Genomic DNA, 24,492 nt, shown 5'->3' on the forward strand with positions numbered 1-24,492 from the left:
TCTGAGTTTTTTGGATTAGTACGAGACTTTTCTCATAGTGAGTACATAGGGCTTGTAATGAGACGTATAATGTGTGTACAACTTTTAATGAAATAGTTGAACGATACCCTTCGTTTCTACTAACTACGAACTCACGTCTTAGAGAGAACCTCAATATTATTAATTGAGTTTTAACCCTTTACTTTTACGCTTATAATTTTCTACGCATCCTTTTATTATATGGACAAAGAAAAATTGGAAGAGTGGATTGAGAGGTTTGAGGAGGCTAGGGAGTTGAGGAGGAAATATGCTGATTGGAACTTTATAAAGTCTCAGCCGGTGAGGCTTAGAATAGCTCTCGATTACTATATAGAAACCGGAGACTTGTATAATGCTTCTAGATTAGCTGGTATGTCAATGGAGGAGTTTAATGAATTGAGAATAAAGGCGAGGATCCCGAGTATATGATAGCGATTACGGATATGTCGTTTCTAATAGATTGGGTTAAGTATACTAGGCGTGACTTAATCTTCAAGCTCTTCGAATTAATTTACATTCCAGAATCAGTATTTAATGAGGTTAGAAGCGAGACTACACTCTTATGGATTGCCGAGGGATTGGAAAACAATAAGATGGGGGCTTTCTCCTCATATATCTTCTTCAGCTCTATGTCCGAAATAACGAAATAGTGCTGCTGCAAAATCTTGAATTGCCCTGGAGCAATTCTCCCTTGCAATACATTTATAATAAAGGGAGATACTCCAGCTTTAGCCATGTAAGATGCAAAGAAGCTCCTCAAATCATATAGCCTAAATTCTTTCCCTACCCTCCTCATCCCTTCCTTTATTTCACTCCTTAAATCGGCTAATTGGAATGGGAAGAACTTTAGTTTCCACTTCTCTACATCTCCTCCAATCTGTTGCACTGCTTTTTCATACTTAGAAATGAAGTCTTCTCTGAAGGGTAAATAATTCTTCTTTATCCATTCAATCGTTTCTTTATGAAGGAATGAAATATAAGCTCTCTTTGTTGCACTGCTTTTCATCAGCTTAATTATCCCATTTTCTAAATCTACTTGCTCTAAGGTTAGAGAGTACACTTCTCCTACCCGTAGTCCAGTTTCGGCTAAAATTAGGAAGAATGTTTTAGCACCTAAGTGGTCTATTGAGTTAAAGATCTTCTTTAACAATTCTAAAGAAAGCGGTGGTGGAGAATACTTATACTCAACTCTAGGCACCTTAAAGGAATTGTATAACATTTGCCCTAAAATTGGGTTTTTTGGCATTACTACTTCTTTAATAAAGAGTTTCAGTGTGTTAGCTCTATGCCTAGCCACGTTAGGCCCTTCCTCCGCTGCTAATTCTACTATATACTCCTTAAGAGAGTCTGGTGAAAGTGAAAAACTTAGATCCCTCATTGCATATTTTATATGTCTTAGTCTCTCCTCCTTTGTTGCCTTGCTTTTCTGTTCTAAAATTTTCTCAAACAGTTTTAGGTCTTCTTCAGTTACTGCATAACTGTTAGTGTTCTGTTTTACATATTCTCCTAAGAACCTGTTTAGCATCATAAAAAGAAGAGAACGGAACTGAGGATCCTCTACTGTAGTATTTATCACTTTTAACAAATCGTTAATATCAGCTTTCTCTATCTTCTTACCGTAAACTACCCTGGCTATTTCATCTGGTGCAAGAAAACTCAGTACTTTCTCTATTACTTCTTTAGGTATTTCCCTAAGCCCTTTCTTATACCTCCAACCAGTAGCTTTTGAAATTCCTAACTGCTCATAAGTTATTCCCTTTTCTTCAGTTACATATGCAAATAATCGGATTTTTTGCTCATTGGTGAGTTTATCTATATCCAGTATTGGCATAATATTAGTTTCCAGTATATGTTTAAGATGGTTTCCGATTTTTCCTAGATGGTTTCCGACCTCGGCCATAACTTCTCATCTAACCTTTCAATTCAAGGAAAAATTAGTGCCGCGGCCGGGATTTGAACCCGGGTCACGGGCTCGAGAGGCCCGCATACTCTCGGCGCAGGCCGCACAATGCTTGACCGGTCTATACTACCGCGGCTCTAAGGGGAGTTGTACCCAGATAGCCTTTTCTGCGATCTAATATAAAAAGTCGATTTTTTGTTGTCACCTAACGCAAGCCTGATAGATTGAATATTTTTGATTAATCTCATAAATATTATAATAATATAATTATTTGGATAAATTTATCTTTTATTTACTTTAGACAAAGTCTGAGTACCTCTACAATTCTCATAGCTTCATCCTTGTCTATTGTGCCCACAAAAACTCCCCAGCTTTCATTCAGAGAAGGAAAAGTCTTCATTAGTTTTACCATCTCAGCACAGACTTTTTCGTTTGTGTTTATTTTATCTTCATTATTTAGTACGAAATCTTTTAGAAAATTTATTGCATAAAAGATCTTACCAGCTTGTATTAGCTTAGTGGCATCATCTAATTCCATACGTCTACATCGGATACAATTAAATACGCTTAAGCCAAATAAGTGAAGTGGTTCAAGACCCCTTTACCCTTTTGTCATACTTAGTAGAGCATGCTAATGAGGGTTCTATAATACCTCTCAAGGTATCTGGCAACGTTCTGTTCCTAATTAAGGATGGGCGGTTCACATTCAGTATTTATATCTTAGAGGGTGAGGATATAGCTAAGATTAGGAAGGATTTCCTTCCTACTAATCTTCACAAGGTAATATATGAGGTAATTGATGATCTAAAGGAAAGGCTTTCCTCCGATCTCTCAGACCTTCAGATAGCCAAGGAAATAGACGCTGCAAAGTTCTTAGAGACAATGTATCCTAAGAGGGAAGAAAGAAGAGAGGAGAGAAGAGTAATACGAAAACCAAGGGAAAGAAAGGAAGCTCCAATAGCTAACCCTTTAGACTCACTCAGAATTAGGGATAACGTTCATCTATACCCTTTACTTAAACTTGGAACGTCGTTCTTCTCAATGGTATTAGAAACTACGTTAGGAGAAATGTTCAATCTCCCTAACGCGTCTCCTTTCATGATTAAGGATGGGAATGCTATTCCATACCAGATCAAGGACCTAAAGTCAATCTACGTCGTCCTGTCTCAAGCTAAAATGGACACATTCAGGGAGAGAAACCCCATAGCAGACGTTCAAGTAGAAAACAACAGGATAACTTTCTTTTCAGCTATGTTCTTAGGTGAAGGCAAGGGTGAAGATAAGGACTTCACTTTCATTGGAAGGAAAGCTAAGGGAGTTGAAAAGGACTACACGTTCTTCAGGTTATCAAATAAGGGATCCGTGAGGACTATATCAAGGAAGGTGATTTCAGTTTCTCAAGATGTCAATTTAGGCGTGGGTTTCTTCTTCTGGGACGGACAGACTTTAGTTAGAACTGGGGGATTGGATTTACTCAAGAGTCATGAGCAGGGTGTTATGACTTTAAACGAGTACATCCTGCTAAATTCACTGCTGGTATCGAATTCACTTTCGTTCTATAGTAAGGTTATGACTTCCATAATGAACATGGGCGTATCGAAAAGAATACCATCTCACCTAGTAAAGGATATAATGGATATAGATTCAAATCCAATGTCAATAAGTCCTATAGTAGAGAGCGTAACCCAAGACGAAGTGAGATTCTACGACCCAGTTGAGTATTGGTACTCAACTGAAATTTTAGGTGAAAGTGACCCAATTCATTGTAAGGAAATATCTCATTATGTCGAATTAAGGAAATCTGTAATCGGGGAACTTAAAAATAGGGGTTGGTTTAAGGATTTTCTTATATAATAATAGTAATAAAAGGAGCTTTTATATATAGGTTGGCTATTTGAATAAAATGAAAATATTTTTTGAAATATAATTTTATAATATTTACTTCAAATTAAATTTTAGAAATAGAATTAACGCGAGGTGTTTATGCCTTGTTCCAATAAGTTAATTGAATATATAGTCATCTTACAAGACGATGTTATAGATAAGATCTTTAAGCTATATGCAAGAGAGGGAAAGGTGTGGATTATCAGCAAGCTACTGCCGTAAATGTTTCCATGCTTACGTTTTTAATGTCCATGCTCTTATATAATAACTCATATATTGATCCTTATGTCGTTGTAACTAACTTAATTTTAATTATTACTTCAGGATTTCTACTTTTCATAAAAATTCCTGCTAGATATTCATGGGCTCTAATAGATATAGAATTTTTTGTCTCAATAACCGAAATATTTTTCTTTCACGGCGACTTATCTCCGTTATCTAATTATGCTGTAGCTTTAATGGCGTTATTTTTAACGGTACTCTATGCAATCTCTAGGACTTATGAAAAGGTGCCTGAGTTTTCCTTGATTTACGGAATTCTTTTCTCCTTTCTCATGTCTGCCTTCGCGAGGCTTGGGACAGATGAGGAAATGATAGATTATTACTCAGCGCATGTGTTTCTTGAAGGTCTTAATCCATACTTACCCGAGAACACTGCCTCAGTTTATTCTCACTTTCCATTCTTTAATCCAGTTTGTTTCGGAACTCCGTTTACTACTGGAGGAGTAGTGACTACGTTAGGTTATCCATCTCTGTCCTTTCTTGTTCAAGTTCCATCTAACATAATTCATTCCGATCCAAACTACGTTAATTTCTTCTTCTATCTACTTACTTTTGTTTCACTTTACTTAATCCTAAGGAAGGGGGAAAGTTTGGAGATTTACCCATACTTTTTGTTCCCTACTCTGATTAACCTAGATTATACCCTTTTCCCCGATGGTGGAATTCCGGACATAATATGGGTGTTCTTCGTTATCTTATCTCTGCAATCGGAGAAGATTTTCTGGAAGGGGTTATTTTACGGAGTAGCCATTTCCTTAAAGCAGGTTCCGTTGGCTCTACTACCTTTTTACCTTTACTATCTGAGGCGAGAAGGGTATAGTGTAGTTAAATTCGTTTTTTATTCTGCATTTACATTTGTAATTTTTAATATATATTTTATTGTAAAGTCTCCTCTTTCTTACTTTAAGGATATTATTTCTCCGGAGACTGCTAACTTGTTGCAAGTTAGTGATGGAATTTCACAAATATCAGTAGGTAACTTGTTCTTCCTCTTTAAACCTTTCTTTGGCGTTTCGATGTTTATAATTTTTTTAGGAGAATTTTATTTTTTTGTAAAATATTATGAAAAATTTAAAGAAAGTTGGGTAGGATTTCCTTTCTTTATTTTTTTATTCAACTATAGATCTCTATGGAATTATTTGATGTATTGGCCTTTCCTTTTCTTTGCGTTAAAATCAAGAAGTACCAAAAAAATGAATATAAAAAGCAACGTACCGCTTAGGACATTGGCTTTCCTTTCAGTGGGAATAATTTTCCTTGCTGCAGCATTTCATTATCCTTTTCTACAATACGCAAGCTCATTTGAGGTACAAGTACTTCATGTAGACCAGAGTAAAGGTTATGTTCAATGCTTGATTCTCAACGTTAGCTTCTCCAATAACCCTTACGCGCAGGGGAAAATTGTACCTCTTTTCAGAATATTACCTTACTACGGCTGGAAGTCTATAAACGGAATAATGTGGAAATCCAATGCAAGTTATCTTGGTCCAGGACAATGGGAGATCGTTAAATTGTATCCATATTTTCCCACTCAGAAGTTTGAGGTACAACAGTTCGAGGTGGAGGCGTATTATGGGCAGCTCCAAGGATACGTCTTGGTAAATCCGGGGTAATTTTATGAGATAGAGCTACGAAAAGCCTTTCCTTTATTCAAGACGATTTGCCATTTATATTTCATTTTATTTTTATATATAATCATATATTTTTTCTAAATATTAGAAGAAACGAGTCAATAGTATTTGTGTTCGATCCAGCTGGGGGTGTATATTAATTAGTTCAATTATGTTTGTGCAAAAAGAATAGAGATTAAAAAATGACATCATAATGTACTTTTTGTAAAAATATGTAAAGGATATTTCCCTATATTCTTTTAGCTAATTTAAACAAAGACCCATTATGGCCTAAGGTAGAGATTAGTACTCCCATAACTCCAGCCCTCTTATATACGGCCAAATGATCAACCAAATCACTTTCATCTATAAACGGCTGAGATATCTCCTTAATAATTTCGGAATTTCCTTCTGTCCTTACTATTATATAAGGAATGGATTTTTTTAATATTTCTTTATCTATCTGTAATATCTTATTTGAATCTGCTCTTAATAGAAAATAAAAGTCTGCTTCAGGTAAGGATCTAGCCCTTCTCTCCATTTCAATTAATCCTTTGTTGAAGCTTAGCATTATTCCAGCGCTCACGCCTTGTTCCTTAGATATCCTTACTGCATCCTCGGATTTTAGGCATCCTATTTCCTTTCCAAATTTAGGAGGATCTCCTCTGGTAAATGCTATCCTTAAGTTCATAATTCTAGAGGTAATGGAAAGTGACCTTACGTAAAGCTCGTTCACGTCGGCCAATCTTTGATTAATTATAATTTCCTTTTGTTCACTTATTCTCCTGGCTAATATAGCCACTGATATCGGGAGTGGAGATGGAAATCCCATTGGGGAATCCGGTATATCTATTCCGTCAAAGGACGAAAGTAAATCCTCGAGCTGTAGGCTTAATTTTTCCAGCTTCTTTTTTGGATGTATTTCTGCCAGAATTTTCATCACGAATACTCCCTACTGCGGGTAATATTTTTTATGAAGCCGGAGAAGATTGATTTACCTTGAAGTGTTCTAAATGCGATAACGAAGCGTCAATTAGGATAGCTTATTCAAACATTATCTTATGTGCATCTCATTTTGTGGAATGGTTGGAGCAGAGGATTGAAAGAACGGTGGAGAAGTACAAGATGTTGGAAGGAACAAGGAAGTTAGGAATAGCAGTGTCAGGAGGGAAGGATAGTACAACCCTGCTTCATGTTATGAAGAAAATAGCCGACAAGAAAGGCATAGAGATCTTCGGCATTAATATAGATTTGGGAATAGACCAAGGTAAGTCCTATTCAAGTAAAAGTACAGAGATTGCAGTAAAGAATTTCGAAATGCTAAATGTCAACTATAGAATAGTAAACATAGCGAAGGAATATGGTTTCACCATAGACGAAGCCAAAGAAAATATTCATAGACCGGTATGCAGTACATGCGGTCTGTCCAAGAGGTATGTTATGAATTGGATAGCGTTAGAGGAAGGAATAGATACCATAGCTACAGGTCATAATGTAAATGATAACGCTCAATTCATAAGTATGGGATACCTGACAGGAGACGTTGAGAACTTGTCTAGGTTAAGGAATGTTGCGCCAGCAGAGAACGGATTAGTTAAGAAAATAAAACCACTTTTCTTAACCTACGAAAAGGAAACCTTAACCTACGCTCTCATAAAGAGAATACCTTTCATTATAGACTCCTGTCCTAACACTTTTAGAGTGGGTGGGAGAACCCAAGACGCAGTAAGGAGGAACCTTGAGGAGATGGAAGATAAGATACCCGGTTATATGCTAAACTTGGTCGAGAACTTTGAAAGAAAGATAAGGCCTGCGTTAGAGGAAAAATACCTAAAGAAGGAGGAGGTAAGTAAGTGTAAAATCTGTGGAATGCCAACATCTAAGGGAAGGGACATTTGTTCTTTCTGCGCAATTAGAATAAAGATGAAGAAAATAAAAAGTGTGACCTAAACTTGAAGATACCTCTAAAATATCCAGACGGAAGCGACGCGGGTTATGTGGAATACGATGGCAAAATTTCCAAGGTTTATAGTCAAGAGGGAGAGCTTCTTTTCACGTTTATAGGTAGATTTCCTCCAAGAGGAAGGGACTATTCATGGATAGATAAAGTTCTATCTAAGGGTCTTAAAGATTCACGTAAGAGGTTCATACTTTTCGTGGCTTCGAGGTATCTTATGAACGTTAAGAAGCTGGATGAAGACGAGGCAGTTCAAGTAATACGAGATTTTTATTATAAGGATGGAAGCGGTAAGCTTTATGATGCTTGGGTTAGATCGGTTCTTAGAGGCGTGAAGGAGAAGGGCTTTCGTCCATGGTCACTTAAAAAAATTCAAGACAATGATAAGGAGATGTACCAGGAGATACAAAGGGTACTTCAAGGCTGAATTGGTACATTTTATTACTTTTTTCTTATGGATAATATTTTAACCTCAAGCGTGTTCATGTATCTTATGGAAAAGTACAGCGCAACTACTTGGTTACTTCTATTAGGTCCTATAGTAGCCTTCTTCGCTTTAACTATTTGGGTAGTTTATGTATTATATCAAAACCCCATGTACAGACCCATAGCGCCGATAGCTCTGGGTTTTGCAATAGTTTTCGGTGTTGCAGGAATACTTTGGAGATTTAAGTTCGGAAAGGTACTCTTCTAGCCCATTTATTACCAAGTAATATTTTATCTCTAAATAAGGAGAATGGTATATACCAATCTTCTTTTTGCCTTGTTTCCCTAATATATTTATTTTTGCGATATTTTAAAACATGTATTGATTTCTCATTTCACGCTTTTTTGATCAGTGCATGAATGGTAATCTCATCTCCTCGTTATTTTTCTTTCATCATTTGATATAATAGCCGTGACCAAACTAAATAATCCTGACGCTAAGGTCACGTAAAACATTGGTAATGGGTAATTGGTAATCTCGGCTGAGATATCCCCATTTAAATTGAGGAAAGGTATTCTGGAAAGGCTTACGTTTTCCTTGAACGCCCCAACTGGAGCGATTAGCTTTCCTATCATAAAGTAATCTATGACTGAGAAGAGAATTAAATCAAGAAGATAAAAGAGTGAAACGTAGAAAGTGAAAAGCGGGGTATCTGAGATTTTTCCTTTAACAATTCCCTCAACCGAAGAAAACAAATAAACAACAGACGTAAAGACTTCTGCTAACCTTAGGGAGATGAGTAACAGATTTATCGGATAGACTAGAGTGCATGAAAGGTTTTGTTCCATGTAGTACACATTTACAAAGAATGGCGAATCGTATACGTTTATCGCTCCTCCAATGGAAGTATACCACCAAGGTAAAGGGGAAACGGCTACAATAAAGTAAGAAAACGACGATATAAGTCTAAACAAAGCTCCTGATATCAAAGCCTATTACACCCTTTCTATAAAGAGTATGCTTAAGTTTTCTATGGTTAAAGTTATCCTTATTTCATGTGTCTTAAAGACGCTGTTATTAATGGGAATTGTTGCACTTTCATCTGGAGATATTTTGACTTGGTGGCCATACAATGCTACTTTTATGGGTACTGCGAGGGTGTTGTTTACAGCTAAATACGCTCCATTATAGTTTTCCACGATAGTAAATTTTGGTGTTTCTTGACTTACTTGCAATAAACCTTGATTATATGATTCATGAATACCATTAATGCCTCCATTAATTAGAAACAAGATTAATGCACTAATTAGGAACACTAAAATGTTACCAACTTTCATTAAGTTTTTCCTGTTTAGACTAATAATGATAACCCTCGTTACTATTCTCTTTAATAAATAAAGGTTTTTAGTTGTCTTCGTATATCTCTTCTATAGCCTTGTCTAAGATGCTTTTCTCCCCTATTATGGACAGATCATCTGTATCTTTATCGTAGAACTTCTTTATGTTTTCTGCGAGCTTACCTATGGAAGCAGTCTCTATAGATATAACGTCTGCACCGCTATATGAGTCATCTTCATAGAGAATTATAATGTGGTTTTTGAAATATAGAAATCTAAATGCGCCAACTATTTTGCCGTCCTCTACCTTCTTATAAAGAGTAACAGTCAAAAGTGGCTCAGTTAAGGAATGTCTTGTGTATTCGGCATATTTTAACATGTTAGGAAATTCATTAAAAAAGATTAATTACTCTTGATGAAACACCCTCCAAGAAACGCTTATCTTGATTGACAGAGTAAATTTAGTTGTGAGGGCTGAAGAACTTGAGGCTAGGCTTCAAAGACTGAAAGGTAAAGAAAGGGACGTGGCTTTGAGAGAGTTAGGCTATTATTATCTTCAGCAATACTTGAGGAGCAGAAATGTAGAATATGTTGAAAAATCGCTTTCCTTTTATAAACAAGTTGAAAAGAAGGACTGCGTTGTTCTAAATAACATAGGATTATGCGAGATGTATTTAGGCAAATGCCAGGAATCTATGGATGTATTCAATAACGCCAGGAAGGTCTGCAAAAATGAGGACGAATACATGCTTGACTTCAATTATGCTCTTTCTCTACTCTCGTGTGGCAAGGAAGAGGAAGCTTACATGATAATGAAGTCTCTAATTAAGAATAACAAGTCACCTTCTTTTATAAGACTCTTCGGAAAGACATGCATTTCCCTAGCAAGAAAAGACGTGAATTACGTTGAGGAAGCAGTACCCCTTTTAGAGTCTTTAGAACAGCCAGTTGAAGAGTTAGTGCTATCTTACATAATTTTAGCTAAAGCTAAGGGGAATGAGTTCACTGAAAAAGCACTTAAATTAGCCAGAGAGAACGGAGACGAGAGATTGATCGCAGAAGCCCTTTTAGTTAAGGGTGATGAAAAATCGTTGAATGAAGCCCTTTCTTTGTTTAGACGAGTTAATGATATGAATGGTCAAGCTAGAGCCCTTTATGCCCTTTCTCTCATGGAGCAAGATAAGTTACCCGACGCCCTAAATCTAGTGGAGAAGCTCCCAGACGACATTGAGAAAATGGAGATATTGTTTGACCTTTATAAAAGAACCAAGATGATCCCCTTACTTAAGGAGTCACTTAGAATTGCAGAGAAGGTTCAGAACTGGCTGTTCCTGGCTAGGGGTTATAGGGAGTTATCAGAAAGGGAGGATGCTTTGAATAATCTAAAGAAATCAGTAGAGTTTTATGAGAAATATATCAACACAACTAGGGAAGGTAAAGTTTGATTCTAGACAAGTAGAATAAAAAGTGGAAAAAAGACTATCAAAAGGAAGTAACTGAGAACGTTTAAATCATTCGACTACTTGTAAAATATATGGAAGATCTAGATCCGTTGTTTAAACCTAAGAGCATAGCCGTTATAGGAGCTTCTAGAAATAGGGAAAAGGTAGGAAACGTAATAACAAGAAACTTGTTATCATCTTTTAGAGGAAAGATTTACCCTGTAAATAACAAGGCAGAATCCGTTGAGGGACTTACAGCATACAAGTCAGTGAAGGACATAAAGGACGACGTTGATTTAGGAATCATTTCAGTTCCTAGAGAAGCCGCTGTAGAGGTCATGGAGGAGCTAGGGGAAAAGGGGGTAAAAGCTTCGATAGTTATCACAGCGGGTTTTAGGGAGGTAGGAGGAGAAGGAGTAAAACTGGAGGAAGAATTAATTCATACAGCATTAAAATATTCAATAAGATTTCTTGGACCTAATACTATGGGGTTAGTTTCTCCCGAATACAACGGTACTTTTGCATTCGCAGATATGAGAAGAGGAAACATAGCTCTGGTAGTACAGAGCGGCGGAATAGGCGCATACATGTTAGACTGGGCTCACAAAAGTAGAACCGGAATAAGCTATTTAGTTACAATGGGGAACCAAGCTGATGTAAAGGAGTACGAGGTGATTCAGTATCTATCGGAGGATCCAGAGACGAAAGCTATTTTCGCTTACGTAGAGGGAATCTCGGATGGCGAAAAATTCCTTGAAGTTATGCCTGAGTCGACTAAGAAGAAGCCCGTTGTTTTCATTAAAGGTGGAATAACTAGTAAGGGAGCTAAGGCTGCAATGTCTCATACCGGAAGTCTAGCAGGATCATTTGACGTGTTCAAGGCTGCAGTAAAGACCACTGGAGGAATATTAATAGAGGACTTTCGAGATTTCTTGAACCTAACGAAGCTGGTGGAATCGTCGGAGCCATTAAAACCTGAAATTCTAGTCGTGACTAACTCTGGAGGTCATGGAGTCCTAACCTCAGACGCCATAGAGAGGAACAACATGACTATGATAACTTTACCATCTAGGATTGAGGAGGAACTTAAGAAGATACTTCCTCCAACTAGTTCAGTAAGGAATCCGCTAGATCTGACAGGAGACGCTGGAAAGGATAGATACACTGAGGCACTGAAGTTGGTCAGTGATTTAGACTGTACTAAGGTAGTAATAGCGGAATCGCTTCCTTTCCTAAGCACAGTAGAGGTCGCAAAGGCAGTTCTTCCATTTAAGGGAAAAGGAATAGTTGGAGTTTTCATGGGAGGCGATGAGGAATTCTCTTCAAGGATCATGGAGTCAGCTGATATTCCATGTTTCAATTTTCCAGAAGACGCAGTAAAATCTATTCGTTATTTAACGTCGAGAGTTCCACCTAGGAAGAAGATAAGGATATCGCAGCCCATGGAATCAGCGTTGGAGTTAGTAAAGGACAAGGAATTTCTCAAGGACTACGAATCCATGAAGTTAATGGAAATTTACGGTATTAGGACTCCTAAATGGAGCATAGTTGAGGACGTGGACTCGGCCGAAAAGGAAGCTGATAGGATTGGATACCCATTGGTCATGAAAATATCAGCAGATTCTCCTGTCCATAAGACTGAAATGAAAGGAGTATATATGAACGTTGAGAAGGAACAAGTTAAACAGATCTATCAGACGTTAAGCAAGATTACCAAAAGAGTCATGTTACAGGAACAGCTTAACGGTATGGAGGTTTTCGTTGGAGGAATTAAGGATCCAGTTTTTGGTCACACTGTGGTAGTTGGAAGCGGAGGAATATATGTGGAGGTGTTAAAGAACGTCAGTTATGGTATATGTCCAGTAGATGAAGATGAAGCTCTAGACATTCTAAAGGAAAGTAAAGTTTACGATATGCTTAATGCAAGGAAGAGAGGGTATGATTCAGGAAGTGTAATACGAACTATTACTTCTGTGTCAAGAATGATGTTAGACCTAAACATAAAGGAAATGGACATAAATCCTCTAATAGTGAATGAAAAGGGTGCGTTTGCAGTAGACGTAAGGTTAATATTGAAATAGATAACATCATTTTCTCTTATTGAAATGCCTTTTTAATGAAAAATATATAAACTACATCTCTATATTATTTCCTGATAAAAATGTCAGCTGAAGAAGTAGTGAAAGTATCAAGAAATTATCAAGTCACTATACCAGCAAAAATAAGGCAGAAGTTTCAGGTTAAGGAAGGAGACTTAGTTAAAGTAATATTCGACGAAAAAGAAGGTACAGTAAGAATAGTTCCACTGAAAACCGTTTAAATCACTCTGATAACATTTTCTTAATCATATCAAGTAAAATTTCTTTTTTTATGCTGTAAACTATTTCTGTATTAGGCGAGTTAGACCAAGGTCTATCTGAGTCGAAATGATCTATCAATGTCATACCTCTAGTTAGTGAATCGGAATTATCTATAACTACATATTCCTTTTTAGTAATTTCTGTAATTTCTGGATTAATTGCTGCTGCAGTGGTAAGTAAGTCAGGATGAGGATGACCGTCCAACTTCTGAACTTCTTTATCGTACTGCCTGTAATGTGAAAACATCTTAACGTAGAGCTCGGAAAGACGAGTTCTCATATTTTTTATTTGATTCCATTCATTGTCGTCGATTGTGTATTTGATCACTACGTCCCACGGAACCATTGTAGTGTTAAAACCAGCATTGAAGACTATTCTTGCAGCGTCTGGATCTACCCAGAAATTATACTCAGCCACTGGAGTTATGTTACCGTGGGAAAATGCCGTACCACCCATTATCCATACCTTCTTTATTCTTTCTGGGAGGGTGTTGTCTAGTAAGTAAGCTAAGGCTAAGTTTGTTAGAGGAGAAATAGCAAGTATCTCTAATTCTCCTTTAAATTGATGAGATAGCTCGATTATAGCTTGTACTGCATGTTTGTTTTCTGGTTTTCTTTTACTTGACGGAGTTATCTCACCTAGTCCACTCTTACCATGTACTTCTTCTACCGTAGAGAAATTCTTCACTATAGGCCTTTTGCTTCCAGGGAAAACTGGCACGTCTTTATATCCAACTTGTTCCAATGCCCATAGTGCGTTAGTAATCTGTTGTTGAAAGGAAACGTTTCCCTCAACTATGGTTACTGCATCCAATTTCATTCCATATTTAGAAAGCATGAAGATGCTTGCTACGTCATCTTCAGCGGTATCACAATCTATTATGAAATGTCTCATAAGATAGTGATTGAGAAGAGGCAAATAAGCTATAGGAAATTATTTTTAAAGCCACGATGTGATACAAAATGTATATATGATTTGCTCTAACTGTGGAACACATAATACAGAAGGATCAAACTATTGTAATAACTGTGGTGCACCGTTGAAGCATATAAAATGTGAGAGGTGCGGGTTTCATAATAAACCTAGTGCAAAATTCTGCGTTAACTGTGGAGTACCATTGTCTACTATCATCAGAATTGTAAACAATAAAAACTAAAAGTACTAAAATGATAATATCATGTTATACATTTCGTAGTGATTATCGTCGTTTTTCCATGGTTTAAGCTAAAAAGGTATAAAGGGAATTTTAAAAAGATATATCACAAATTTATATTAATTTAATTAAAAATACTTTTCTTCCTTCTCCTCATTAATCTTATATAATAACGACGGATGGGGAAAACGGAACCGCAGTATTCTTCTTTCCCTTAACGTCTGGAGACATTGGATCTCTAGAGTCAAATATAGAAATCTCAGTAACATTAAGTTTTCTAATTAGGAAGTTTACATTATCTGCTAATATTTTCATTTCATCTGTATCTAGGTATTTTAAAAGAAGAATGCGGAACTTTCTGTCGTATTGCTCCATTCTTCTATATATATTTTCCAGATCAGTCTCATCTCCTTTCACTTCCATTACGAAGTCTCTTACTCCCTTGCCCTGGTTAAGGAATTCTAGAGATCTTCTCACGATCTCTTTTCTTTCTTTGTCGCTATCTACATATAATATTATTTTCTCTGGTTCCTTCGAAATTACGTTCTCTACTTCCCTTATGCTTTCTATCAGGTTTTTAAGATATTCAACTTGGAATTCTGTTTCTTCATATTCATTAAATTCATCTTCAGTAGGAAATGGCTGAGTTGAAACTAGACCTTGGAAACCTTTAGACCATAACTCCTCAGCGAGGTGAGGTACCACAGGCGACATCATCCTTATCCACGCTGAGGCTACCTTCTTAAGCAAAGTGGGATTAAGTTGATCTCCCATTTCGGTATAGTCCTTTATGTCCTCATAAATTGTGTAAATTACGAGATTAAATGCATCCTTAAACATCATCTTGGCATAATAATTATCTATTTCAGAGATCCTTCTTCTTATTAGCGTCGAGAGCCATTTATCTGCTGTACTCCTTATCTCAGCTTCGCCATGAAGCTCTACCATTTTAGATACAAGTCCAAAGATCTTTTTCAACTGCTCAGATACGCTTTCTACCACCTTAGGTTCAAAGTCTGTATCTTGAATTATTTGTGATGAAGTCGTTAAAGCTACCCTCACTGGGTCAACACCGAACTCGCTTATTGCTTTCTCAAGTGGATATATATTTCGCAGGCTTTTGCTCATCTTCTTCCCTCCAACCCTTATGAAGCCGTTTAGAACGATCTGTCTAGGAAGCATTTCTTCTCCAAAGATTGCCAAGTGATTGTAAATGTAGAAGGGAAGGTGATTCTGCACTAGGTCTCTTCCACTATGTCTTGAATCAACAGGATACCAATATTCGAACTCCTCCCTCATTCTCTTTATCTCTTCTATAGAAATCTGAGATTCCTTGGCTAACTCCAACGGATTCCCCTTACCTAGCATAACGTAATCTAGAATCTCGTCGCTGATTTTCTTTCCTCTAATTAAGTGAGAAATTGTATAAAATGCAGTATATATTGTAGAATCGCTGAGACTGTCTATAATTTGACTTTCATCCCATGGAAGTTTAACTCCTATTCCTCTAGATCTGCCTACTGCCCTTCTTCTCATGTTAAAAATAGCCCTTTCGAAGTCCTTCCTTATTTCAGGAGGTATGAAATTTATGTGATTTAAAGCCCTCAGAGTGTCGTTTTTCCATTTCGGATCATCGTAGATTAGAAACCATTGGTTCTCTATTCTCTTGACTACTATTTCGGCTCCGCACCTACAGTATATGGGACCGTTGATTATTTCGTATAATTCATCATACCTATCCACGGTTCTAAGCAGTTCAATAATGTTTCGTCTAGCATCCATGACCTTTCTCCCTGCAACGTAATCCTTTACCTTCTGTCTCATGAATTCGGGAACCATCTGGGTTACGTCGTCCCTTACGACTCCCTTGTAGAATTCAGTTCTATATATGGAATCGGCGTAGTCCTTCAGTTCAGCAGGATCTTCTGTGTCTATCCCTATGGAAGGTATTTCCGGCAAATCGGGGGTAGATATAATTGGAATTACCTCTTGTATTCCTGCGTCTCTAGCCATTATCAGATGAAATGGATCGTGGGCTGGAACAAGCATCACTAAACCAGTTCCAAAGGAAGGATCAACGAATTTTCCCTTAATTATCCTGATTTCCTTGCCGGTGATGGGGTTTCTAGCATTCATGCTTTCTAACTCTTCTGGAGAAATTTCCCTTATTTTCTTCAATTTTTTCTGAAATGATATTTTATAGAAAGCATTTTTAGATATAACATATCTTTTTGTAGATTTACCTTCCTCTTCCACTATCATATAACTGTCTTTTCCAATGGCTATTGCTACTGAACCGAATAATGTCTCAGGTCTTGAAGTGGCAACCGGAAACATGAAATTATCTCCCTCAAAAAATATTATATCTAAGTCTTCTATTTCTGGTTCCACATCTCCCTTAGTGTCATGCATGCCTACAGGGAAGTTATCAGATGGACAGAATCCCACTACGTCAGAACCTGATACTAGGTAACCTTCTTTCTTTAATTTTCTAAATTGCCATTGAACGAAATCTTGGAACTCTTCCTGGGTTGTCGTGAAGGATCTCCTCCAGTCAATGCTTAAGCCTAACCTCTTCGCAGTTTTCTCCATTTCATTTTTGAAGTATTCCGCTAATCTGTACGGATCTTCCATTTCCTTTATTTTTTCCTTGGGAATATTATACAGGCTAGAGAAAGACTCTATCATCTCTATATCCCCTCTTTTAATAGCATCTGCAACAGCTAGGATTGGAGTTCCAGTGAACTGAAAGGCAAAGGGGAATAGTACGTTGAAACCCTTCATTCTCAAATATCTAGCGTATACATCAGCTGAGATGTAAGTCCTTCCGTGTCCTATATGCATTGGGCTGTTTGTATAAGGAAAAGGGACAGTTATGAACTTCTTCTTAGATCTATCGTTTCCTGCATCTATTTGGAATACCTTGTTTTCTTCCCAGAAGGTTTGCCACTTTTCTGCGATTGAATTAAAAAACTCTGATTCCATATGTTGTTGATATAGAGAGGAGAGTTATATATGGTTGGAGTCGGCAAAATTCCCATAGACGACGCGAAAGTTTACTTGGATGGATCCCTTCTGCCTGACGCAAAAGTTTACGTGCACATAAAGGGATATAGCAGGGCAAGGGTAACACACGTAGATGTAGAGCATCAGTCCTTAAAGAAGGTTATATTGCCTAGGCATAGCGATTATCCATCTGTAAAGTGGGGGAGCAGGGTAGAAATTTCAGTCAAAGGTCACGTTGTAGTTATAGAGAGCGAAACTTTAGGTAAAATCATAAAGATGGACGGCAACCTTTACGTTGGAGGAAAGGGAAAAGGAATATTCTTAGGTTTTCATAAAGATCAAATAAGATCCCTTGAATCCTTTGGAGAGAGTAAAGGTTTCCCTCCGATTAAGCGTTCCTCCTAGTTTTCCTTCTTTTTTTATAACTACTACTTTTCTTTTTCGTGGTTTCTTTGCTTCCCTTTCTTAGTTTACCTTGAAAATCGTATTTCATGGATATAATTGACATTAAAGTTCCTCCAAGTAGGAAAAAATATGCGTAATTTCCTAACTCATTTGATGAAGATAGGGCTGCAATAACAAGTGAAATTAAGCCTAATATAATGAGGACTTTCGATGCCTTACAGATATATCCCATTCATACTACCTGCTTTGTTGGATTCATGATGCCCTTATCGTCGAAGACATCCTTTATTTTCTTCATTAACCTTAAGACTTCATCACCGTTATGCTTTTTGATCTGTTCTATAGCTAATTCTCTTTTTTGTATTCCAACACCATGTTCACCAGTTACCGATCCACCCTCATCTATAACGTACTCACACAGTTCCTTGAAGAATTCCATGGCTCTATCCTTGCTATCATCGTCATAGGTTATTACTGGGTGAAGGTTTCCGTCTCCTATGTGTCCCAGTATAGGTGAGCTTATTTGATATTTTCCTTCTAGTTCCCTTATTTTTTTGAAAACCTTTGGCAGCTTGCTTACGGGGACCACTATGTCTTCAGACATAGAATACTTTGAGGTCGCTTTAATAGCCAAATAGGCGAAAGATCTAGCCTTGTAAAGTTCCTCCTTCTCGTCTTCGTTTTCCGCTATCTTTACTAATATAGAGTTGTGAAGCGATTCTTTTAACTTCTCAAGGCTGAATTCTGGTATATCTATTAGAAGAGCCCCTACTCCTTCAGTTTCTATGTTAAAGGATTTCTTTAACGCCTCCAAGACCTTGGAATCCATATATTCAGCAATTTCTGGTTGAATTCTGTTCTTTCTGAGATTTATGATTGTTCTACTTATGTCATCTTCCTTATTGAAGAAAGCAAGAACCCTTAATACCTTGTAGTCTGGTATTGGAATTACTTTAAGCCAAACCTCTGTTATTATTCCTAATGTACCTTCGCTTCCCACCATTAGATGTACTAGATCGTAACCAACTCTGTTTTTTTGTAGCGGTTCTCCTATTTTGACTACCTCTCCGTTTGGCAGAACTACCTTAACTGCTAAGACCCAGTCCTTCATAGTTCCGTACTTAACACAATGCATTCCCCCTGACCCTTCAGATGTTGCACCGCCTACTGAACACATGAAACTGCTTGCAGGATCAGGAGGGAAGAAGAAACCTCTAGGTTTTAGGAATTTATTTATGTCATCTAAGACGACTCCTGCTTCAACGTGTATGGTCCAGTCCTCGTCGCTGAATTCGAGTATCTTATTCATGTTTGATAGATCTATTAATATACCACCATTAGTTATCGCAGCTCCAGTGACGCTTGTTCCTTTACCCCAAGGTGTTACTTTTATTGCCTTTTCCCTGGCTATTTCGAGAGTTTTCCTTACGTCTTCAACGCCTCTAGCTATTACAACCGCTTCTGGCTTTCCCTTGAAGTACCCCATGTCCTCTGCGTACTTCTCTGGATCTCCGAGCATCAAACCCAACTTGCTTAGATCTCTTTGAATATCCATCTCATAGTCATGTGGATTGTCGGATAATTTATTTTTCCCAAAGTTAAACGCAAGTTATATGCATGTTTTTTATTCTTCTTTTCTTAATTCGCACACTACGTCACTTTTGGCTTGAAGTTTTTTATGTTTAATTAAAAATTTTTATCTTTTTTAGTTTACAAAGTCTCATAAAGTTTTATATCTAGCATGAGCTAGATTTATCATTAATGATTAACGTTAACTATTATGAACTTTGGGCTATTGCATCTTTGATGGCAGTCTTTTCAATTTATCTCATTTACTTAGTTAAACGTGGTGCTGATGGAATACCTTTGATAATAACACTTTACTTGGCTGGAAGCATGATATTCATGTTCATTCCACTCTCCTTTTACTTTGCGTCTCCTTCAATCTACAATCTGGCAATGGTTTTAGCTTCAAGTAGCGGTTACATGATTATAGGACTATTGCCTGTGGTTTATTTAGTCACGAAGAACTCTAAGCCCAGACTTAGAGAGAAATGGTTCGTAATTGCAGCTTTCTCCATTATAATGGTTTTTAGCGAAGCTTCTATGGGAGAAGCCTTCTACTCGGCTCTCTATAACAACGTAGGGAACTTATTGCTTGGAGTTCAAAACTATTGGTATCAGGCTACTATGATCGCTGAAATGAGTTTCGCCCTAATTTACGGTTTTAAGAAACTAGATCGAGGTCTGAGAACTTTCTTAGCCTTCACTTTACCAGTAATGGCAGTTTCTCCTGTAGCCCTAGATCTTCATTCATTTGTGTTTACCGCAATTTGGTTATCGGCATCTTTCATGATAGTTTCTACGGTGGCAATTTACGAAGTCTTATATAAGGAAAGAATGAGAGCGTCTCAGTCAACCTTTACCGCAATAGAGTTAATGTTAGTTTATACATTAATGATGGCTGGAGAGTTCACCTATTTTCTGGTCGGTTCTTGGTATCTTTACGATTTTGCAATGCTTGCGGGTATGTTCTGGTTCATCTATAGAAGTATCCAAGGTCCATCCTCATTCAAGGGAAGTTACTTGAAGGACCAAAAACTGGCTTTCTCAATTATTGTGTTAACGTTCGTAATGGAGTGGTTTATGGGCGCAGTTCTAGATTTCGAAGAGGGATTATTATCCCCCAGCATAGCCGGATTTCTGTCTTCCCTTTCCTTAGGTTTTATTTCACCTTACTCTTACCTAGGTCTTGGAGCTATTTTCGATTTCTTTTCTATATTTGGAACAGTCACTGGTTCCGTTTGGTTCCTCGTGATGATGGGAACCGAAATGGGCTTGCTTGCAGTATTTAGAATAAAAGGTCTCAAGAATAAGGAAAACAAGGTAAGATTTATACTGATGATAAGTGCATACGCGATTTATACCTTATATCTGCCTTCTTTCTCTCCCATTTCTAATAACGTAGGTTATATACCATACATGTGGAGCATGGGTTTAGGCACTAATGGTCCAGTTACTGCATCAGTTCTTCTACCAGGAATAATAGGAACGTATGCGGTATCAGCTATTCTTTCATTCATGTTCGGTTCCAGACAGATTTGCTCCGTTACATGTACTGCCCCCCTAATGTATCAGGGGACTTTCTACGATTCTACAAAGTCATTCAACAGAACGTCAAAGTTAGGAAGGAAGACTCTTACATCACGCTTGAAGCCTTGGTTTAAATTCATAATCCTTGGTGTGTGGACTATATATTTGACATCTGCAATAATATCTTACCTTAACTCAGCTAATATTATATCATTTACTATATTTGGTAACGATGTTACAGTTTTCCTTTACACTTTCTTTTTTAACTTCCTTTGGTACATTGTATTCATATCCATTCCTTTCATGGGAACTTATGCATGTGCAACACAAGGTTGGTGTAGCTGGGGCTCATTCAACCAAGCAGTATCGTCATTAGGGTTCTGGAGACTTAAAGTGAAAGATCCTAAGACTTGCTTAAACTGTAAAACTGTAGATTGTGCAAATGCATGTCCAACTGGTCTTACCGACATGAGGTCTTCCTTCATAAAGAAGGGTGAATTTAAATCCTTCAAATGTATAGGGGTAGGTGACTGCGTAGAGGCATGTCCATACGATAACATTCTGTTCTATGACGTAAGGCATTGGTTAAAAGAAAAAATAAAGAAACTGGAGAAACAAAACAAACTTGGTTAAAAATTGTAACTTAAATCTTATACTATTTAAGTTTTTCTTATATAAACTGGTTAATCGTTTTCTAACATAACCTTAACTTTATGACGGTAAAATTACTCACTCATGGAAAAAAGTAATCCTCTAGTTAAACTGGTATCATCGATATTCCTGCTCGACAAAGACTGGGTAACTCGTGTAACAATGGCTATGATAGTGCTATCTCTAATTTGGGGAATTCTAGGAATAATTGACGCTCTAATGGTGAGAATAGAGGAAGCTTCATGGGCTCTATTCCAGTATCTTCCCCTGAGCCCTCAGGAGTACGAAGGAAGTATAACGCTACACGGAATACGTGACTTGTTTGGATTCGCCCAACAACTAATATTTGCAGTATTCTTCTACTTCACCTTCAAGATGCTGAAAGTAGAGCCTAGAGCAAAGTGGTTCTTTAACATAGGCTTCATACTATTCAACATATCTTTCATGCTCTTCGAGGGACCGATAATATTGACCAATCAACCTGGTTTTGATAACTACTTCGGAGCTACGGGTTGGTACTATCTAGCTCCTCTAGGGCTTCCAGGTTATTCTTTGTATGTTGCAAGTTCAACCTGGTATTGGGCCTGGATGCTGATGGACATTGGAACCTACATGACTAGCGGTTATCTAATTTATCATTTCTATCAAGCCACAAAAACAATGAAGGAAAAACTTCCAGTATTCTTAACATATGGTTTAATGATAATGCTCCTAATACAGATAGGATATGCTGGAGAAGTTGTAGCTAACGTATGGGACTTAACCACTTTCTACGGGATAACTGGGATGGATGTAATAGCAAATCAAGTAGCATTCGGAGATCTGTGGCACGCAATAGTTTACATAACATGGTTCCCTGCAGTTGCATCTTTATATTTACTAATACCTACTCTATCAGGGAAACCATTATACAGTGAGAGGGCAGGAAGATTATCTGCCTTACTATATCTAGTATTCTCTGCTGGAGGGATAGGAATACATCACATATATATGGCAGATCTACCTTTAGCATTAAAGCTGGTTGTAGAAGCCATTACTCTAGGAGTAGTCATACCAACCATGATGACGTTCTTCAACTTATGGGCTACAGTTAAAGGTTCTACAATAAAACTTAACATAATAGCTCTATGGACAGCAACAGCGTGGGCCGGGTCTATAGCTGGAGGTGTACTTGGAATATTTAATTCAATATTAGCAGACGATGCAGTAGAACATGAGACAGAGTTTATTGTAAGTCACTTCCATCAAATGATATATTGGGCTATAGTTCCAGCAGGTTTTGCAGTTCTATATTACATGATACCTATGATGACTGGTAGAATGTGGTACTCTAACAAGACAGCGTGGATACACTACGCAGGTTATATGCTAGGAACAGTGATGATAATAGTTGGATTCAGTATGGTTGGAATTGGAGGTCTGGTAAGGAAAGAGCTAATATTCCCATTAATACCAGTCTATATCTTTGGAGAAGTACTATCCACAGTAGGTGCAGTGATAGCTGATGTGGCAACAATAGGATGGTTAATTAACCTTGTACTGACCTTAGTAAAAGGGAAGCCAGTGGAATTGGAAGGACAGGAACTACCTCAAGTAATAAACACTGTCGCAATGTCTTTCAAAGCACCCGATAAGATAGATATGCGTCAATTGGTATCTTCTCCAGCAAACTTAGTGAAAAAGCTTAACATACACTTTATACATTCCAAAAAGCAGGATGCATAATTTTCTTTTTTAAATTTTTCCTATTTATCTGTTGTTCTACTCGGTTTGTAACTTGTTCATGAAGGGAAGAGATTTTTCTATCAATTAGCTTAGTGATCAGCACTCAAGACCCTCGTCATCGATCCGTCGATCCGAGATCATCATAAATATACCGTAAATTATGTACTTTTAAAAATTTTTTAAACAAGTGAAATTATTTTATAATAATCTACCTATTACAATTATTATTCCATTTTTTATATTCTTTTCTATATCTTTGGACATCTTAAAAGGTAAAGTAATAATCTTTACTACATTGTTAGATAATCTATCATAAACGTAGATTGAGCTAGAATCACAACGTACATCTAACTCCTCTAACTTTAGATCTCTGAAACGTAAATCAAGAAAAATCTCGACGTTATTCCCTCTTCTCAAAATGTCAACTTCTGGATCATCATTTATCTCGAAAGGGGAACTCATAATATTACTTTTACATTAATCTACTATTAAAACATGACTAGGTAATTTCTCATAAGAAAATACCTGCGACTATCCCTCTTGCTTTAAAAAACTAACTGTAGAACATATAATATAAGATGTTTGGAAAGGATTTCCAAAAGATATGGGGAGATACAGATTCAAGCTTCTCAGGTAAAAATTATAAGCTTAAGGAGCCATTGAAGTATGCCCTCATTCACTCTCAGTATAAACTCAGTGCAATGATAAGTAGATTAGATGCTCACATATCTAGAATGCAGGAAAGAGACAGAGCTTTATTTGAAAGGGTAATTGAGGCTCAGATGAGTAAGGACACTGCTAGAGCAGCAATGTATGCTAACGAAGTTGCTGAGATAAGGAAGGCAACTAAGCAGTTACTTGTGACGCAGATAGCTCTAGAGCAGGTCAAATTAAGAATGGAAACTGTGAGTGAGATAGGCGATGTATTCGTTAACCTAATGCCAGTAGTAGGTGTGGTTAATCAGTTGAGAACATCCCTTAAGGGTGTAATGCCTGAGATATCTTTAGAACTGTCAGAGTTAGGAGACGGGCTACAGGAGGTTGTAATGGAATCTGGAGAGTTCATGGGTGGTTCCTCATACGGTGCCGCAGAATCTCCAGAGGCGAGGAAGATTCTAGAGGAAGCTACAGCTGTAGCGGAACAGAAAATGAAGGAGCAGTTCCCAGACCTTCCCTCTTCAGGCCTACCTCTTGCCGCAAGGCAAAAGGCCTGATCCCTTCTTTCCTATATTTTACTTTACC

Annotated in this window: 25 protein-coding genes and 1 tRNA gene; 14 read left to right on the plus strand and 12 right to left on the minus strand. The window is 37.4% G+C overall.

All coding sequences use genetic code 11. The features are described 5' to 3' along the window. Window positions 1–219 precede the first annotated feature (219 nt). A complete protein-coding gene (locus tag RQ359_RS01355) occupies window positions 220–447 on the plus strand; it encodes a hypothetical protein (RefSeq protein ID WP_083476918.1) in 228 nt (75 codons plus the stop codon). Window positions 448–529: 82 nt separating this feature from the next. Here RQ359_RS01355 and RQ359_RS01360 read toward each other — a convergent pair whose 3' ends face one another. The 3 genes from RQ359_RS01360 to RQ359_RS01370 form a co-directional block, all read right to left on the minus strand. Then, on the minus strand, window positions 530–1,918 hold the full coding sequence (locus RQ359_RS01360; protein ID WP_240899966.1) for a tyrosine-type recombinase/integrase: 1,389 nt from the start codon (window positions 1,916–1,918) through the stop codon (window positions 530–532). 38 nt (window positions 1,919–1,956) lie between these two features. Continuing rightward, window positions 1,957–2,054, minus strand: a tRNA-Glu gene (locus RQ359_RS01365). 156 nt (window positions 2,055–2,210) lie between these two features. After that, on the minus strand, window positions 2,211–2,456 hold the full coding sequence (locus tag RQ359_RS01370; RefSeq protein ID WP_156016254.1) for a hypothetical protein: 246 nt from the start codon (window positions 2,454–2,456) through the stop codon (window positions 2,211–2,213). Window positions 2,457–2,527: 71 nt separating this feature from the next. On the opposite strand from RQ359_RS01370, the gene RQ359_RS01375 reads away from it, so the two are divergent. Continuing rightward, a complete protein-coding gene (locus RQ359_RS01375; protein WP_206338975.1) occupies window positions 2,528–3,772 on the plus strand; it encodes a hypothetical protein in 1,245 nt (414 codons plus the stop codon). Between the two features lie 224 nt (window positions 3,773–3,996). Then, window positions 3,997–5,697 carry a glycosyltransferase 87 family protein gene (locus RQ359_RS01380; protein ID WP_156016252.1) on the plus strand — a complete coding sequence of 567 codons (1,701 nt, stop codon included), beginning with the start codon at window positions 3,997–3,999 and terminating at the stop codon, window positions 5,695–5,697. A 247-nt stretch (window positions 5,698–5,944) separates the two neighbouring features. Here the strand turns inward: RQ359_RS01380 and RQ359_RS01385 are convergent, their stop codons facing one another. Further along, window positions 5,945–6,634 (minus strand): hypothetical protein, encoded by a 690-nt coding sequence (locus RQ359_RS01385; protein ID WP_156016251.1) that lies wholly within the window; start codon window positions 6,632–6,634, stop codon window positions 5,945–5,947. Between the two features lie 59 nt (window positions 6,635–6,693). Between RQ359_RS01385 and RQ359_RS01390 the strand changes: the two genes are divergently transcribed. From RQ359_RS01390 to RQ359_RS01400, 3 genes are all read left to right on the plus strand, one after another. Continuing rightward, window positions 6,694–7,644: an ATP-binding protein gene (locus RQ359_RS01390; RefSeq protein WP_156016250.1), complete on the plus strand. Its 951-nt coding sequence runs from the start codon at window positions 6,694–6,696 to the stop codon at window positions 7,642–7,644. Between the two features lie 2 nt (window positions 7,645–7,646). Continuing rightward, window positions 7,647–8,078, plus strand: a complete 432-nt coding sequence (gene priX, locus RQ359_RS01395; RefSeq protein ID WP_054838028.1) for a DNA primase noncatalytic subunit PriX — start codon at window positions 7,647–7,649, stop codon at window positions 8,076–8,078. Between the two features lie 66 nt (window positions 8,079–8,144). Beyond that, a complete protein-coding gene (locus tag RQ359_RS01400) occupies window positions 8,145–8,345 on the plus strand; it encodes a hypothetical protein (RefSeq protein WP_277022106.1) in 201 nt (66 codons plus the stop codon). A gap of 161 nt (window positions 8,346–8,506) precedes the next feature. Here RQ359_RS01400 and RQ359_RS01405 read toward each other — a convergent pair whose 3' ends face one another. The 3 genes from RQ359_RS01405 to RQ359_RS01415 all read right to left on the minus strand — a co-directional run bounded on the left by RQ359_RS01405 (window position 8,507) and on the right by RQ359_RS01415 (window position 9,794). Continuing rightward, the gene (locus RQ359_RS01405) at window positions 8,507–9,067 is read right to left on the minus strand and encodes a hypothetical protein (RefSeq protein ID WP_156016249.1); all 561 of its coding nucleotides are present in this window, start codon (window positions 9,065–9,067) and stop codon (window positions 8,507–8,509) included. 6 nt (window positions 9,068–9,073) lie between these two features. Further along, entirely contained in the window at window positions 9,074–9,415 is a 342-nt protein-coding gene (locus RQ359_RS01410; RefSeq protein WP_054838031.1) for a hypothetical protein, read from the minus strand. Between the two features lie 67 nt (window positions 9,416–9,482). Next, window positions 9,483–9,794, minus strand: coding sequence for a hypothetical protein (locus RQ359_RS01415; protein WP_054838032.1), 312 nt, complete (start codon window positions 9,792–9,794; stop codon window positions 9,483–9,485). An 88-nt stretch (window positions 9,795–9,882) separates the two neighbouring features. Here RQ359_RS01415 and RQ359_RS01420 point away from each other — a divergent pair, with 88 nt between their 5' ends. The 3 genes from RQ359_RS01420 to RQ359_RS01430 all read left to right on the plus strand — a co-directional run bounded on the left by RQ359_RS01420 (window position 9,883) and on the right by RQ359_RS01430 (window position 13,177). Continuing rightward, a complete protein-coding gene (locus tag RQ359_RS01420) occupies window positions 9,883–10,860 on the plus strand; it encodes a tetratricopeptide repeat protein (protein WP_218185284.1) in 978 nt (325 codons plus the stop codon). Window positions 10,861–10,949: 89 nt separating this feature from the next. Continuing rightward, entirely contained in the window at window positions 10,950–12,938 is a 1,989-nt protein-coding gene (locus tag RQ359_RS01425; RefSeq protein WP_156016248.1) for an acetate--CoA ligase family protein, read from the plus strand. Between the two features lie 80 nt (window positions 12,939–13,018). Further along, window positions 13,019–13,177, plus strand: coding sequence for an AbrB/MazE/SpoVT family DNA-binding domain-containing protein (locus RQ359_RS01430; RefSeq protein ID WP_156016247.1), 159 nt, complete (start codon window positions 13,019–13,021; stop codon window positions 13,175–13,177). 1 nt (window position 13,178) lies between these two features. Here RQ359_RS01430 and RQ359_RS01435 read toward each other — a convergent pair whose 3' ends face one another. Then, window positions 13,179–14,111 carry a nucleoside hydrolase gene (locus RQ359_RS01435; RefSeq protein ID WP_156016246.1) on the minus strand — a complete coding sequence of 311 codons (933 nt, stop codon included), beginning with the start codon at window positions 14,109–14,111 and terminating at the stop codon, window positions 13,179–13,181. 76 nt (window positions 14,112–14,187) lie between these two features. On the opposite strand from RQ359_RS01435, the gene RQ359_RS01440 reads away from it, so the two are divergent. Further along, on the plus strand, window positions 14,188–14,373 hold the full coding sequence (locus tag RQ359_RS01440; RefSeq protein ID WP_083476919.1) for a zinc ribbon domain-containing protein: 186 nt from the start codon (window positions 14,188–14,190) through the stop codon (window positions 14,371–14,373). Window positions 14,374–14,532: 159 nt separating this feature from the next. Here the strand turns inward: RQ359_RS01440 and leuS are convergent, their stop codons facing one another. Continuing rightward, entirely contained in the window at window positions 14,533–17,355 is a 2,823-nt protein-coding gene (gene leuS, locus RQ359_RS01445) for a leucine--tRNA ligase (protein ID WP_156016245.1), read from the minus strand. Window positions 17,356–17,385: 30 nt separating this feature from the next. On the opposite strand from leuS, the gene RQ359_RS01450 reads away from it, so the two are divergent. Further along, the gene (locus RQ359_RS01450; RefSeq protein WP_054838062.1) at window positions 17,386–17,781 is read left to right on the plus strand and encodes a hypothetical protein; all 396 of its coding nucleotides are present in this window, start codon (window positions 17,386–17,388) and stop codon (window positions 17,779–17,781) included. Here the strand turns inward: RQ359_RS01450 and RQ359_RS01455 are convergent. Together RQ359_RS01455 and RQ359_RS01460 are read right to left on the minus strand one after the other, a co-directional pair. Further along, on the minus strand, window positions 17,765–18,013 hold the full coding sequence (locus RQ359_RS01455; RefSeq protein WP_156016244.1) for a hypothetical protein: 249 nt from the start codon (window positions 18,011–18,013) through the stop codon (window positions 17,765–17,767). The genes RQ359_RS01450 and RQ359_RS01455 overlap by 17 nt on opposite strands. Continuing rightward, on the minus strand, window positions 18,014–19,336 hold the full coding sequence (locus RQ359_RS01460) for an FAD-binding oxidoreductase (protein WP_240899964.1): 1,323 nt from the start codon (window positions 19,334–19,336) through the stop codon (window positions 18,014–18,016). 251 nt (window positions 19,337–19,587) lie between these two features. Here RQ359_RS01460 and RQ359_RS01465 point away from each other — a divergent pair, with 251 nt between their 5' ends. Beyond that, complete coding sequence (locus RQ359_RS01465) at window positions 19,588–21,507, plus strand: 4Fe-4S binding protein (protein ID WP_420856776.1); 1,920 nt, start codon at window positions 19,588–19,590, stop codon at window positions 21,505–21,507. Between the two features lie 102 nt (window positions 21,508–21,609). Continuing rightward, window positions 21,610–23,250, plus strand: coding sequence for a cbb3-type cytochrome c oxidase subunit I (locus tag RQ359_RS01470; protein ID WP_156016242.1), 1,641 nt, complete (start codon window positions 21,610–21,612; stop codon window positions 23,248–23,250). Between the two features lie 198 nt (window positions 23,251–23,448). Here RQ359_RS01470 and RQ359_RS01475 read toward each other — a convergent pair whose 3' ends face one another. Further along, window positions 23,449–23,712 (minus strand): hypothetical protein, encoded by a 264-nt coding sequence (locus RQ359_RS01475; protein ID WP_054838035.1) that lies wholly within the window; start codon window positions 23,710–23,712, stop codon window positions 23,449–23,451. 116 nt (window positions 23,713–23,828) lie between these two features. Here RQ359_RS01475 and cdvB1/B2 point away from each other — a divergent pair, with 116 nt between their 5' ends. After that, window positions 23,829–24,464, plus strand: coding sequence for a cell division protein CdvB1/B2 (gene cdvB1/B2, locus RQ359_RS01480; protein WP_054838036.1), 636 nt, complete (start codon window positions 23,829–23,831; stop codon window positions 24,462–24,464). Window positions 24,465–24,492: the final 28 nt, after the last annotated feature.

This window comes from Sulfuracidifex metallicus DSM 6482 = JCM 9184 (genome assembly GCA_032834875.1).
GTDB classification, from domain to species: domain Archaea; phylum Thermoproteota; class Thermoprotei_A; order Sulfolobales; family Sulfolobaceae; genus Sulfuracidifex; species Sulfuracidifex metallicus.